This window comes from Bradyrhizobium genosp. A, from assembly GCF_049949275.1.
Taxonomy (GTDB): domain Bacteria; phylum Pseudomonadota; class Alphaproteobacteria; order Rhizobiales; family Xanthobacteraceae; genus Bradyrhizobium.
Genome location: NZ_CP188196.1, coordinates 532969 through 545690 on the forward strand (window position 1 = coordinate 532969; position 12722 = coordinate 545690).

Sequence of the window (12722 nt, forward strand, 5' to 3'; positions counted from 1 at the left end):
GACCGCCAGTTTTTACCGCGTCTGGCGGTCCCACCCCGTTCTCTTAAAACATGCTGAGATGAGCCTGGACCCGCGCCCCGATGGAGCTGCGTTCCCTTCCCCCGTTGTGGGCAAACGGCCTGAGCGCACGCCTCGTCCTTCGAGACGACCGCTCCGCGGTCTCCTCAGGATGAGGCTAAGCGGCACCTTTGCCTGCTGAAACTGCTGCTGCGTACACCGTCCTCATCCTGAGGGCCCGCCAAAGGCGGGCGTCTCGAAGGATGGCCGCAGGGAAGCCGCTTCCATACGCGATTGCCCTCCCCCACAAGGGCGGAGGGAACGCAGCGAGCCCTGCCGTTGACCAAGCCCGATTCGACTTCAATCTTGTCCGGATTCAGCTCCAGCCAAAAGAGGCAGCGGATTTTCCCCTTTCGCGCCTTGTCTGGCCCGCCATCCTCGCCTATTAACGCCCCCAACCACAGGGGCCCTGCTCCTACTATGGCGCCTTCAGGAGAGGTGGCAGAGTGGTTGAATGCACCGCACTCGAAATGCGGCATAGGTGCAAGCCTATCGGGGGTTCGAATCCCTCCCTCTCCGCCACCGATTTTCGACAGCGCAGAAGTCCTTTGAAATCAGGCGTTTCTCGAACCGCCGGAAAATGACGGTGGAGCACCACGGTGTAGCACCGGGGTGACCCAAATTGCCATCATTGAGACGCCAGTCAAAGTGGAATCAGCATCGAATCCTCCCCAATCGAACCGCACGGCCCGCGTAGCTGCGGCTGTTGGTTGGAGGCCGCGGTGACAGGGCAGGGATTTGCGCTCGGAGGCCCGTCATTCAGAATCGGGGTTCTTCTGGGCTTGTTCAAGATAAGGCACGCCGGAACAACGACGCTACACCGAGACATCGAACGACTGCTTATGGCGCAAAGCGGCTATCCAGCAGAGCCTCGCGCCCAACCGAGGCAAAATTAAAAACCAGCGCATGCGTTCTTCGCCGGGTCGTCGCGGCAGGCGACAAAAGGGGAACGGGTCTCATGCGCATGTCATTCAGTCGGCGAGTGCCGGTCGCGGAACTGCTCTGCCATCCAGTCTATGAACACACGCAGGCGCGGCGACAGTTGCCGCGTATGGGAGTAGAGGACGTGGATAGGCAGCGGCGACGGTGGAAAGCCGGCGAGCACTTCGACCAGCGCGCCGCTGGCAAGCTCGGAGCTGACGCGATATCGCGGCACCTGAATCAGTCCGAGGCCCATGCACGCGCACGCAACGTTGGTCTCTGGACCGGTCACCGTCACCATCGCTGGCAACGTGACTTGACGCGCCTTGCCGGCGACGCCGAAGACGAGCGAAGCGACTTCGCCGGAGTCCGGCGAAAGCAATCCGACCATCTCATGACCTGCGAGGTCGTCAGGCGTTCGCGGCATGCCGAAACGGCTGAGATAATCCGGGCTGGCGAAGGTCCCCCTGTCGAGCAGCGCCAGGCGCCGCTTGATCAGCGGACTGTCGCTCAGCTCGCCGGCCCGAAGGATGCAGTCGAGTCCCTCCCGGATCATGTCCAGCGGTTGGTGCGCTTCGCTGAAGTGCAGCCGTATATCGGGATATTGCTGCCGGAATCGAGGCAGGCCCGGTAACAGGAAATACCGCGCCTGGGTGCCGTGAACGTCGACACGAACGAGGCCCGAAGGTTTGGCTCCGACGAAGGCGCCTTCCGCGTCCTCCATGTCCGCGATCAGGTTCACACAGCGCCGATAGTAGGCTTCGCCATCCAGGGTCGGACTGACCTGCCGCGTCGTGCGCCGCAATAGCCGTACCCCCAACCGCGCCTCCAGTCCCTTCACGGCATCAGTCACCGAGGAGCGCGGCAGACCAAGATCGTCAGCGGCTTGGGTGAAACTGCGCCGTTCCACAATACGGGTGAAGACGCGCATGGCGTCGAAACGATCCATTATTCGGCAGCTCGAATTATGATGTCGAAATATGCATGATTATCCGCCGAATGGGAAGGAGCATCTTGCTTTCATCGAGCGCCGATGACCGGTGCCCAACTCCAAGGAGACGGATCATGACCACCGAAACTAACAGAATAGCCATCGTCACCGGCGCGTCCGGCGGCATTGGTGCTGCGGTCGCCGAGCGCCTGGCCAAAGACGGCTTCACCGTGGTGGTGAACTATGCCGGTAACGCCGTCTCGGCTGCGGCAGTCGTAGCTAGGATCGAAGCGGCCGGCGGCCACGCCGTGGCGGCCCAGGCCGACATCTCGGATGTCGCCGCGGTGGCGCGCATGTTCGACTCGGCTGAAACCGCGTTCGGCGGCGTCGACGTGCTGATCAACAATGCCGGCATCATGAGCCTGGCGACCATCGCTGACAGCAGTGACGCACTGTTCGATCGCCACATCAAGGTCAACCTGAAGGGCACCTTCAATACGCTGCGCGAAGCGGCGCGCCGCCTGCGCGACGGCGGCCGGATCGTCAATTTCTCCTCCAGCGTCACCGGGTTGCTGCAGCCGACTTATGGCGTCTATGCCGCCACCAAGGCCGCGGTCGAGGCCATGACCAGCATTCTCGCCAAGGAGCTGCGGGGACGGAACATCACCGTCAACGCGATCGCGCCGGGCCCGACGGCGACCAAGCTATTCCTCGACGGCAAGCCGCAGGAGGTGATCGAGCGCCTCTCCAAGCTGGCGCCGCTGGAACGTCTCGGCCAGCCGCAGGATATCGCCGACGCGGTGGCCTTCCTCGCAGGCCCGGACGGCGCTTGGATCAACGGCCAGACGCTGCGCGCCAATGGCGGGATCATCTGACCCGCATCCCCTTCAAACTTCAACACGCTGACAATGGAGATTCTATCATGAGCAAGAAGATCATTCTCATCACAGGCGCTTCCAGCGGCTTCGGCCGCCTGACGGCCGAAGCGCTCGCCAAGGCCGGAAACACCGTCTACGCCTCGATGCGCGACATCGCTGGCCGCAACGCCAAGAACGCGACCGAGATGGCCGAGACCTCGAAGCGCGATGGCGTCGACCTGCGCCCGATTGAGCTCGACGTTCAGTCCGAGCCGTCGATCGATGTGGCGGTCAAGAAGATCATGGCTGAGAGCGGCAGGATCGACGTGCTGGTCCACAATGCGGGTCACATGATGTTTGGCCCGGCCGAGGCGTTCTTGCCCGAGCAATTCGCGGTGCAGTACGACGTCAACGTGCTCGGCACGCAACGCGTCAACCGGGCCGTCCTGCCGCACATGCGCGCGGCGAAACAGGGTCTGGTTCTCTGGATCTCGAGCAGCAGCTCCGCTGGCGGAACGCCGCCCTATCTCGCGCCCTATTTCGCGGCCAAGGCGGCGATGGATTCGCTGGCCGTCCTCTATGCGCGCGAGCTGTCGCGCTGGGGCATCGAGACGACGATCGTCGTGCCGGGCGCGTTCACCAAGGGCACGAACCACTTCGCGCATTCCGGGCGTCCGGCAGACGAGGCGCGGGTCGCGGAATATGAAGCTGGCCCCTACAAGGGCTTCGGCGAAGAGGTGTTGAAGGCGTTCGCCGCAATCGTCCCCGACGACGCCGAGCCCAGCGGCGTGGCCGACGAGATTGTCAAGGTCGTCGACATGCCCTTCGGCAAGCGTCCGTTCCGGATCCACTACGATCCGACCGAAGACGGCGCCAATGTCGGCTTCATCGTGCTCGACCGCCTGCGTGCGGAGATGCTTCATCGGGTCGGTCTCTCCGACCTGCTGAAGCCCAGCGTCCTCGTCTAGGCATCCCTGCGGGCCCATTGGCAGCAGTGACGGTGATGACATTCCAGCACATAAGGAGACAGACAATGCAGACGTCAATCGATGCGGCGCGCGAAGCGCGCAAACCGACGGAGTCGTTACGCTTGGCCAAGGCCGCAGTCCTGGTCGCAGCGACCATGCTCGCGACACTGGCCGGCGCGGCGATCGCCGCTGGCCAGCCCCAAGGCCAGATGGCAAGCGATCTTGCCACCCGCGATCGGGACATCCGCCACGCTCAAGTGGGTGTCCGAGGGGCGCTAAGCCCGCTCGCACAGCCTCTTTCCAGGCTTTCAATCCATCTCGCGGCAACCGGCTCCCTCCCGGACGCCCAACCAAGGAGTGCGTTATCATGAATTTGACCAATAGCAGCGGCGGAGTGGTTGCAGGCGGAGCGAAGCGCGTTCGCCATGCCGGAAGCGAACGCGACTATTGAGCGCTGAAGGGAATCGAGGCGCGTGCCCGGTAAGTCCAAAGCGCAAAGTTGCTGCCGATACCCGCGCGCTCGGTGCCGATGGCGACTTGGGCCCCACCGACAAATCTCGCGGAGATGCCGCCGACAGCGCGGGCCGACCAGCCGTCCTGCACAAGAGCCGCAGGGACCAGGCTCGAAATCGCGGCCCTTCCGTCGTCTGTGTTGAAGTAATAGTCGCCATAGGCGCCGATATACGGCGTCAGCCCCACCGACGCGGTCCATTGGAATGGAAAGATCAGCTTGAGGCCGCCGCTGGCGCGACCGGTCGAGAAGTTGCGGGCCGCCTGGAGTGTCCCGAGCGTGTCCGTGTAGGCATTTTCATGCTCCCACAGGGCGTACACACGGGCCGACGGCTCAAGCACGGCACCCCAGAGGCCGTAGGTGCCCGTGAAACCGGTCACCGCCAGCACACGTCTGCCCGTAAACGAACCCGCCGCGGTTCCAGCCGTGCCGTCGTAGCCGATGCCGGAGTAGCTGGCACCGAGGTCGTAGCGGATGCTGTCGGTCAGCTTCCAACCGAGATAAGCACCCGCAGTCCAGCCATCGCCCTTCAGATGTCCGGAGAGCCCGTCCGAACGATAGTCGAACGTCTCCCACCCGCCGAGGACTCCGATCACGAAGTTCGGCAGGATTTTTCGGGAGACGCCCGCGAGCAGGTTAACCTGATCGCCGTAAAGGGCCGCAGCACCCAGAGTCGGGGAATACAAGTGATCGAGAACGGCTCCGCGGACCTCGGCCCATGCGAGCCAGTCTCTTGGCTCCGTTGCCCGCATCGGCGGCGCCTTGGTCGGCCCCGCATAGGCCAGCGCACTGAACGCATCCTGAACGCGCGAAGATGCCCCATCGCGTTCGGCCGGATTGAGCGGCGCGCTGCGATCGATCGCCTGCGACGCACTGGCCGCAGCTTGCCCGTCGGTAGACGCCGCGAAGTTGACGCGGATTCCGCTCGCACTCGGCGTGATCAGCGCGCCACCCGGCGAAAACGCCTCTCCGATTGCGCTATCGACCGCGCCAGAGATCGCCTGCCCGGACACCTGCGCCACCACGGGGGTAGTCATGACCTGCATCGCTCGCAGTTTCAGGCTGTCCAAAGGAGCATTGACGACCTGGAGAAGTGCCGCCGACGCGCTGGCAGCGAAGCCTGCAGCCCCCGCATAGGTGGCGGTGATGGTGTGATTACCCGTCGATAGCTGCGTCGTCGCGAACACGGCGATGCCGCCCGAGAGTGACGCCAATCCGATCGCCACTCCGCCGTCGCTGAAAGTGACTGTTCCTGTCGGCGTGCCGCCACTGCTGGTGATAGTCGCCGTAAACGTAACAGTCTGGCGGGCGGCGCTCGGATTGGGCGATGAACCGAGTGTGGTCGTCGTCGGTTTCGGGGCACTGACTGCGATCGCGCTCGAGGTGCCGGTGATCGCTGCATTCGCAGTATCGGTGGCGGTGATGGTCTGGTTGCCCGCGGTATTGAGCGTGGCGGAGAACGTTCCGGTACCGTTGGTCAGCGTGGCGTTCGCGGGCAGTGTGGCCGCCGCATCACTGCTCGTAAAATGCACGGTGCCGCTGTAGCTGGTCACAACGGCGTTGGAGGAATCCAGTGCCGTGACGGTGAAGTTGAAAGCGGTGCCGGCGGTTGCCGACGCCGGTGCCGAAACGGTGAAATGCGTGACTCCGGTGCTTGAGACGTTGATCGCACCCGAGGTGCCGGTGATCGAGGAGGTCACCGCATCCGTGGTGGTGATGGTCTGGCTGCCTGCGGTCTTCAGCGTCGCCGAGAACGTTCCGGTACCGTTGGTCAGCGTGGAATTCGCCGGCAGCACGGCCTGGGCGTCAGTGCTCGTGAAATGCACGGTGCCGGCATAGCCGGTGGCCGTGTTGTTGAACTGATCCTGCGCTGTGACGGTGAAGCTGAATGCAACGTTGCCGTTTGCCGAAGCGGGCGCGGACACTGTGTAGTGCGTTGCCGCAGCCGCGGAAACGGCAATCGTGCTGGACGTGCCGGTGATCGAGGAGGTCACCGTATCCGTGGCAGTGATGGTCTGGCTGCCCGCAGTCTTCAGCGTCGCCGAGAACGTGCCGACACCGTTGGTCAGCGTGGAGTCCGCGGGCAGCGTCGCGGCCCCGTCAGTGCTCGTGAAATGCACCGGGCCGCTGTAGGTCGTGTCGACACTATTGCCGGAATCGAGCGCCGTGACGGTGAAATTGAAAGCCGTGCCCGCGGTTGCGGAGGAAGGGGCCGAGACCAAGAAGTGGGTCGCCGGTCCCGCCGATGCGGCCGTGGCCGACAGCGCCATCGCCCACATCATCGCCAATATGGCAATCGCCGCCGGCGCGGCCTTGCCGCGCAAAGCGGCTATGAAAGCCGATGTTGGCAAAGTATCCCACCCGAAAGGTGTACACGAACCGATTTCCGCAATATCAGGTTGCAGCAATATTTGATTGCTGGGCCTCGTCAATGCAGGTTTTGCAAAGCGAAAAAATAAGGCGACGCCTGTTGCCGTTTCGCACCAGCAAGTCTGCCAGATCTGAGATCGGGACAGATGGCAGGCAGCAGGGTTTTGCCGCCCTTTCGTATCTCGCCAAGCACGAGCGTGCTCGGGAAGATGTCCGCGTCAGCGATTGACGCATACCAGCGTCCGGTATGCCTCGCTTTCGGCATTTTGCCCGCCGGATCAGATATTTCGCTGGATGCAGCGAGCGCAGTGCCGGCAGTGGCCGCCTACTGTGCATGGGGTTGTTTTCGACTTGGGCCTGATCATGATCCCGCGGCAACCGACAGCCCCGCACCCACAACGGAGCCAGGTTGAACCTGCCACCGGCGCGGTCCGACCAACATCCCGCCGACGGCCGGCAGCCAGGTGATCCACCACGATGTTCGACAAGACCTATCGCCAACGCCTCGAGGCTGACCTCGCGCAATGGGAAGCCGATGGCGTGATCGCGCCGGCGGCCGCCGCGTCCATTCGCAATGCGCTGCCGCCGCTCTCGCCGGGCATCAACATCGCGGTCGTCGTTGCCATCGTCGGCGGCCTGTTGATCGCGGCCGCATTCCTCGCCTTCGTCGCGGCGCACTGGACCGAGATCGCCCGGCTGTTGCGGTTCGTGATCCTGCTTGCCGGCATGATCGTCGCCGGCGGCCTGGGCGCGTGGTTCGCCGCGACGGGCCGCGTTGTTCTTGCCGATCTCTGTGCCAGCATCGGCGCGATCATCTTTGGTGCGGGCATCGCGCTGGTCGGCCAGATGTATCATCTCGGCGACGATTTTGCCGGCGGCATGCTGCTGTGGTCGATCGGCGCCTTCGCCGCGGCGCTGCTGACCGGCTCGCGCGGCGCGCTCGCGGTCGGGCTCACCGCCGCCTGCATCTGGACCTGCATGCGCGTCTATGATGCGCCGGACGCGCTTCATCTTCAGTTCGTGGTGGCCTGGCTCATCGCCGCCGCCGTCGCGTTCGCGTGGAATTCACAGGTCGCGGCTCACCTCGTCGCGATCGCCGTGCTGCCATGGTGGATCGCGACGTCGCTTCGCTACGACTTCGATGCTGCCGAACCGTCATTCGTGCTGGCGAACGGCGCGGCCCTGCTGTTCGGCGCCGGGCTCGCGATCGCCGCGGCGCCATCGCCGCGGGCGCTCCGGCTTGGGTCCGTCCTGGCGGTCTATGGGGCTTTCGCGCTGGCCGTCGTCGCCTTCCTGGAGGTGGCAACGGTCGATGATCTCTTCTTGCGGTTCCGGACCGGCACGGCGCCGGCGCAGCCGCTGTGGGCGATCCTGTGCGGGATCGCGGGTGTGATCCTCGCGCTCGCATCCGCCGGCGTTACGAAGCGTGTCGGCGAAATCCTCGCGGCATGCGCGATCGGGCTCGTGCTGCTCGCGGCGCCGATCTGGCCGGCATCCGCGGCCGGCGAGCCTTGGTTCGCTTATGCCGCGCTGCTCTGCGCCATGCTGTGCCTCGTGGTCTCCGGCGTGCTCGACGATGTGCGTCCAAGGATCGTCGCCGGCTGGCTCGGCATCGCCGGCGTCATCGCTGCGATCACCTGGGCGGTGAAGGGCTCGCTGCTGCGCCGCTCGGCCTTCCTGGCGGTGGCTGGCGTCATCGCCGTCGTCTTCGCAACCGCGCTCAATCGCGCGCTGCCGAGGGCTGAACGATGATGAAGCTCGCCGCGCTCTGGCAGCGCATCCCGAAAGCGTGCTGTTCGGTGCAGCCATCCTGCTTCAATGTGCGATATTGGTTCTGATGGTCGCCGATCGCGTGCGGATCCTGCGCGAGGGCACGGAGGTGACCTTGCAGACCCGGCCGGTCGATCCCCGCGATCTCCTGCGCGGCGACTATGTCGTGCTCGGCTACGACATCTCGCAACTGCCGGCAGGCGCGCTCGCCGGCCAGCCGACCGCCGAGCGCAATCCCGTCGTGTTCGTCAAGCTCGCGCCCGATGCCAACGGCCTCTATCAGGCCGTTTCCGTGCATGCGGCGCCTGTGACGGTCGCGGCGCCCGACGTGCTGATCCGGGGCCGCATCGCTTCTTCCTGCGGCTCGACCAGCCGCACCTTCTGCGACAGGCTGACGATCAGATACGGCCTGGAAAGCTATTTCGTGCCGGAAGGCGAGGGCAGGAAGCTCGAGCAGGCCCGCAACCAGCAGAAGCTGCGCGTCGTCGCCGCCGTGCTGCCCTCGGGCCGCGCCGCGATCAAGCGGCTGCTGCTCGACGGCGAGCCGGTCTATGAGGAGCCGTGGTACTAGCGGTTGGGCCGCGCCTGCCGCGACCGCGCTGGTCGTCGTCTGCGTGTTCTTTGCGCGGCGGTATGCCTGAGACTGCATGCATCACGCCTGATCCATCACCGTCCGCGTCAGCGCGCTCCGCGCAAATTTCTTGAGCGGCATCGGCTTTCCGAACAGGAAGCCTTGCACGAGATCGAAACCGAGTTCGTTTGCTGCGACGAGGTCCGCGCGGCTCTCGATGCCCTCGGCGGCAGCGCGTGCGCCATAGCCCTGAGCCAGTTCGACAATGTGACGGCACACCGTGCGCTTGAGGCGGTCGTTGGCGCTACCGGTCACGAAGTGGCGATCAGCCTTCAGCTTGATGAAAGGGATCTTGTCGAGATCCATCAGCGACGGCCAATTGGCGCCGAGATTGTCGATCGACAGGCCAATATTGTGCAGGCGCATCTCGCGCGAGATTTCGGTCAGGAGCTCGAGATCGCGAATCGCTTCCTCGCTGTTGATCTCGATCGTCAATCCGCCGAAGGCCGGATGCGTCGGCACGCGGCGGCAGAGGTCGCGCACGGCCTGCGGTTCCTTCAAATACGACGCCGGCAGGTGGATCGAGAGATCGACCGGGCTTTGCTGCTCCAGCAGATAGTGCCAGTCCTGCATGGCGCGTTCGATCACGAACTCCGAGAGATCGCGCAGATGCGGATCATGCTCTTCCGGGATGAAATAGGCCGGCGGCACCACGCCCCAGGTCGGATGGCGCATCCGCACCAGTGCCTCGGCGCCGCTGCGGATCAGCGTGCGCGCGTCGATCTTGGGCTGGTACCAGAGCTCGAGCCAGCCCGCATGCAGGGCCTCGCCGACATGAACGGCCGGGCTCGGCGCCGGCTCGTCCGGCAGCAGCATCGCGACGCGATCGCGCAGCGTCTCCGCGGCAAAGGGCGTGGTGAGCGGCGGCAGCATCGCGAGCCCGTATTCTTCTCCGACCTGCTGCACGGCCTTCACGATGATCGACTCGCGGGCGCCGACGGTCAGGACCTTGCCGTCGAAGGCCTCGCGCACCAGCGTCTCCAGAAATGTGCCGGGCTCGATGCCATCAGCGGCGACTCCGAAAAGAATCAGATCCGGCAGCTCACCGGCGAGCACGGTCTTCAGCTCGTCGGCGCTGGCGCATTCGCTGGTGACGAAGCCAATATCCTCCAGCACCTCGGCGAGGAACGCGCGCAGATGGCGCTTGCCGTCGGCGACACATGCGCGCGGCGTTACTTTTCGCCGTCCGAAGGTTTTGGGCCTTCGTCCGGCGAACTCAACAATTTCATCGTTCATCTTAAACCACTCCCGTTCCGCGACCGGTGTTAGCGACGGGAGCAGTTTCAAATAAGGAGGGCTTCGGCCGATTGTTGAATTATCTGGGTAACGTTAAAGCCCCCATCAATTCTAAAATTGTTCGGATTTCCTTCGAGAAGTTTTTACGTCTGGCCGCGCGTTGCGCACCTGCGTGCGACAATCATGCAGGATTTTCGCAACGTGAAGTTTGGCAGCGAGCGCGGCCGTGTCCTGTAATTGGACGAAGCTGCGCGCGCTTCGCCCAATTGAATAATGAACGCCTCAATTGGCTGCGGCTTTGTCGTGCTCGGCCATGCCGACCGGCTTGTAGTCATAGGTCGGATAGAACTCGGTGCGGTACGGCCCCCATGCCGTGTCCTCGATGATGCGGTTGACCTCGCGCAGCCGCGAAGCCGGCAGCCGCAGCGTGACCACCTGGCCGATGCCCATCATCACGTACCAGCTCACGACCTCCACACCCGCCGGTGGAAAGGCTTTGCGGAAGCCTTGCTTGTCGAGTTGCGCATTCAGCTCGCCGAGCGGGCGCGACTGGTCGTGCTTGAAGAAGACGGTGAGCAGGACGGCATTGTCGGCAGTCGGCGCGGCGTTGCCCGGGGGCGGCGCTGTCTGCGCCATCGTCGCCGGTGTGAGCGCGCATGCGCCCGTCAGCCACGCCGTCACCATCAACGCTAGTCGGATCGATCTCATCGCTTATGTCCTTCACAATGCAGCATGCGGTGCATCGGAGAATAGGGGCGACGCGTTCCGTCGATGAATTCATTTTCGCGCGATGCGCGCATGTTCCGGCATCGCGCGTGACAGTGATGCGACAACTCGCCCGGCTGCTGAGCCAACGGGTGTGAAGCACCTCACATGCGTATTGCTGCACCTGCGCTATTGGTCCGACCAGCCGGTGGGTGGTGGGCTGTCAGGGATTGCAGCTATGACGACGCGGCGGATGATCTATTGGTGGTTCAGGCTCGTCATGTCAGGGCGATTTCTCGATCGCTTCCTGTGCCTGCCGCACGCGCCCGAATAGCCCAGGGGGAACGTTTTCTATTTGAGCATGATCTTGTCGGAGAACCGCTCCACACTTTTCCGGATCATGCTCTAAGTCGCCCCGATCAATTTGCGAAGCGCCGCCGCGCCGTCCTGCACGGCGTCGCGGCCCTTCCAGGCCAGATGGCTCAGCTTGCCGCCCAGCGTATCCTGGCTGCGCAGCCGGCGTGATCCGAGGATGTGACCGACATTGGCGGGGAAGCGGCTGACCTCGGCCGACACCAGTGCCGCGATCGCGTCCATCAATTGCTGAAGCCGCACGCCCCATTGGCTCTGCTCGATGCCGTCGATGCGAAGCTTGAGCGCATGTTCGGCGTCGTAGATTTCGGTGAGCAGGTCGCGTGCGACGAGGAAACGGTTGTGCCGGAGTGCGATCCGCAGGGCGAGGCGCTTGTCGTCGAGCCGGTCGAGCACCATGGGAACGACGCAAGCATAGGGCGCCGCTGCAACCTCGGCAGCGCTCTTGCTCGCGGCCGCCTTGGTCGCAAGGTATGCGAGTTGCCAGAACGTCTTCAGGCGCCTCGCCACCAGCGTCAGTGCAAAGGGCAGCGCACCGGGATTCGCCTTCTTGAAAGCGTCGAGCTGCGCGGTGATCTGGGCGACCTGGCCGTCGTCGAATTTCGTGATGGTCTCGGGCAGCTTCTCGTTGAACTTCGGCAGCGCGTCGCCGGCGCGCAGCACTTGCTGCATCTTCTTCACGTCGTCGAAGGCGGTGCGCGAAGCCGTGTATTGCGCAAGCTTGCCGCGCGCGAGTTCGGTGCTCTCGGCTGAAGCGAGCGTGTTCTCGAGCACCTTGACGACCTTGACCTGAAAGGTCGTCGCGATCTTCAGCACTTCCTTGGGATTGTTGGCGGTGACCTGGTCGTTGATCGCCTTGACGTAGTCGCGCGCCATGGTCGGCAGCAGGTCGCGGCAGATCCATTCCCAGATCGGCGTGAGCGTGTTGCGCGAGATCCGTCCCGCATTGGCGTGCTCAGGCGCGCCGTCGATCAGCAGCAGCTCGAGTGGAGCGAAGAAATAGCGGGACGGGCTGGTGGCGCGCGCCTGGGTTGATCCGTCCTTGCGAAACTCGGCGCGCAGCTTGGCCTGGATCTCGGCCGCGCCCGGCATGTCGATGCCGCACAGCTCGAGCCGCTCGAGCTCGCTCAGCAGACAGCTGCGCGACAACGGCGTCAGCTTCTGCAGGAACTCCGATAGCTGGTCGACCTCGTTCATGGCACGCAATCTCTCGCAACGATTCCAGCAGGCCTAACGGTGGCCCAGTGCATGGAGGCATTTGCGCGCTCTCAATTGTGACAAAGAGAAGCAGGTCGCCGTTAATTAATCCGTAAAATCCGGGGGCTCTAGGCCGGGCGCGGCGGTGATCGTTAAGAAGGCCTTTGCCGTTCTGCCGACGGTCTAGGTCGAAATA

General features: G+C 64.1%; 11 protein-coding genes and 1 tRNA gene. 7 read left to right on the forward strand and 5 right to left on the reverse strand.

The features are described 5' to 3' along the window. The first annotated feature begins 489 nt into the window (after nt 1-489). Nucleotides 490-579 (forward strand) — tRNA-Ser (locus tag ACP2YP_RS02460). Nucleotides 580-1024: 445 nt separating this feature from the next. Here the strand turns inward: ACP2YP_RS02460 and ACP2YP_RS02465 are convergent. Beyond that, nucleotides 1025-1927 (reverse strand): LysR substrate-binding domain-containing protein, encoded by a 903-nt coding sequence (locus tag ACP2YP_RS02465; RefSeq protein WP_426422062.1) that lies wholly within the window; start codon nt 1925-1927, stop codon nt 1025-1027. A 116-nt stretch (nt 1928-2043) separates the two neighbouring features. Here ACP2YP_RS02465 and ACP2YP_RS02470 point away from each other — a divergent pair, with 116 nt between their 5' ends. The 3 genes from ACP2YP_RS02470 (at nt 2044) to ACP2YP_RS02480 (ending at nt 4105) form a co-directional block, all read left to right on the forward strand. Beyond that, nucleotides 2044-2784 (forward strand): SDR family oxidoreductase, encoded by a 741-nt coding sequence (locus ACP2YP_RS02470; RefSeq protein WP_426422063.1) that lies wholly within the window; start codon nt 2044-2046, stop codon nt 2782-2784. 47 nt (nt 2785-2831) lie between these two features. Beyond that, nucleotides 2832-3734 (forward strand): SDR family oxidoreductase, encoded by a 903-nt coding sequence (locus tag ACP2YP_RS02475; RefSeq protein WP_426422064.1) that lies wholly within the window; start codon nt 2832-2834, stop codon nt 3732-3734. A gap of 65 nt (nt 3735-3799) precedes the next feature. Then, nucleotides 3800-4105 (forward strand): hypothetical protein, encoded by a 306-nt coding sequence (locus tag ACP2YP_RS02480; RefSeq protein WP_426422065.1) that lies wholly within the window; start codon nt 3800-3802, stop codon nt 4103-4105. Between the two features lie 73 nt (nt 4106-4178). Here the strand turns inward: ACP2YP_RS02480 and ACP2YP_RS02485 are convergent, their stop codons facing one another. Then, nucleotides 4179-6515 carry an Ig-like domain repeat protein gene (locus tag ACP2YP_RS02485; protein WP_426422066.1) on the reverse strand — a complete coding sequence of 779 codons (2337 nt, stop codon included), beginning with the start codon at nt 6513-6515 and terminating at the stop codon, nt 4179-4181. On the opposite strand from ACP2YP_RS02485, the gene ACP2YP_RS02490 reads away from it, so the two are divergent. The 3 genes from ACP2YP_RS02490 (at nt 6499) to ACP2YP_RS02500 (ending at nt 8956) form a co-directional block, all read left to right on the forward strand. Next, nucleotides 6499-6660, forward strand: a complete 162-nt coding sequence (locus ACP2YP_RS02490) for a hypothetical protein (RefSeq protein ID WP_426422067.1) — start codon at nt 6499-6501, stop codon at nt 6658-6660. The two genes, ACP2YP_RS02485 and ACP2YP_RS02490, sit on opposite strands and share 17 nt — an antisense overlap. A gap of 432 nt (nt 6661-7092) precedes the next feature. Next, nucleotides 7093-8367 carry a DUF2157 domain-containing protein gene (locus ACP2YP_RS02495; RefSeq protein ID WP_426422068.1) on the forward strand — a complete coding sequence of 425 codons (1275 nt, stop codon included), beginning with the start codon at nt 7093-7095 and terminating at the stop codon, nt 8365-8367. Nucleotides 8368-8452: 85 nt separating this feature from the next. Continuing rightward, complete coding sequence (locus ACP2YP_RS02500; RefSeq protein ID WP_426422069.1) at nt 8453-8956, forward strand: GDYXXLXY domain-containing protein; 504 nt, start codon at nt 8453-8455, stop codon at nt 8954-8956. An 81-nt stretch (nt 8957-9037) separates the two neighbouring features. Here ACP2YP_RS02500 and ACP2YP_RS02505 read toward each other — a convergent pair whose 3' ends face one another. The 3 genes from ACP2YP_RS02505 to ACP2YP_RS02515 all read right to left on the reverse strand — a co-directional run bounded on the left by ACP2YP_RS02505 (nt 9038) and on the right by ACP2YP_RS02515 (nt 12526). After that, a complete protein-coding gene (locus tag ACP2YP_RS02505; RefSeq protein WP_426422070.1) occupies nt 9038-10252 on the reverse strand; it encodes an EAL domain-containing protein in 1215 nt (404 codons plus the stop codon). Nucleotides 10253-10534: 282 nt separating this feature from the next. After that, the gene (locus tag ACP2YP_RS02510; RefSeq protein WP_426422071.1) at nt 10535-10960 is read right to left on the reverse strand and encodes a hypothetical protein; all 426 of its coding nucleotides are present in this window, start codon (nt 10958-10960) and stop codon (nt 10535-10537) included. 402 nt (nt 10961-11362) lie between these two features. Next, nucleotides 11363-12526 carry a hypothetical protein gene (locus ACP2YP_RS02515; RefSeq protein WP_426422072.1) on the reverse strand — a complete coding sequence of 388 codons (1164 nt, stop codon included), beginning with the start codon at nt 12524-12526 and terminating at the stop codon, nt 11363-11365. Nucleotides 12527-12722 lie beyond the last annotated feature (196 nt).

What these genes read in the sequence shown, in the direction of transcription:
- ACP2YP_RS02515 (WP_426422072.1), bottom strand. Translation starts at nt 12,526, where the DNA reads ATGAACGAGGTCGACCAGCTATCGGAGTTCCTGCAGAAGCTGACGCCG.
- ACP2YP_RS02475 (WP_426422064.1), top strand. Translation starts at nt 2,832, where the DNA reads ATGAGCAAGAAGATCATTCTCATCACAGGCGCTTCCAGCGGCTTCGGC.
- ACP2YP_RS02495 (WP_426422068.1), top strand. Translation starts at nt 7,093, where the DNA reads ATGTTCGACAAGACCTATCGCCAACGCCTCGAGGCTGACCTCGCGCAA.
- ACP2YP_RS02485 (WP_426422066.1), bottom strand. Translation starts at nt 6,515, where the DNA reads ATGGCGCTGTCGGCCACGGCCGCATCGGCGGGACCGGCGACCCACTTC.
- ACP2YP_RS02480 (WP_426422065.1), top strand. Translation starts at nt 3,800, where the DNA reads ATGCAGACGTCAATCGATGCGGCGCGCGAAGCGCGCAAACCGACGGAG.
- ACP2YP_RS02505 (WP_426422070.1), bottom strand. Translation starts at nt 10,252, where the DNA reads ATGAACGATGAAATTGTTGAGTTCGCCGGACGAAGGCCCAAAACCTTC.
- ACP2YP_RS02510 (WP_426422071.1), bottom strand. Translation starts at nt 10,960, where the DNA reads ATGAGATCGATCCGACTAGCGTTGATGGTGACGGCGTGGCTGACGGGC.
- ACP2YP_RS02500 (WP_426422069.1), top strand. Translation starts at nt 8,453, where the DNA reads ATGGTCGCCGATCGCGTGCGGATCCTGCGCGAGGGCACGGAGGTGACC.
- ACP2YP_RS02470 (WP_426422063.1), top strand. Translation starts at nt 2,044, where the DNA reads ATGACCACCGAAACTAACAGAATAGCCATCGTCACCGGCGCGTCCGGC.
- ACP2YP_RS02465 (WP_426422062.1), bottom strand. Translation starts at nt 1,927, where the DNA reads ATGGATCGTTTCGACGCCATGCGCGTCTTCACCCGTATTGTGGAACGG.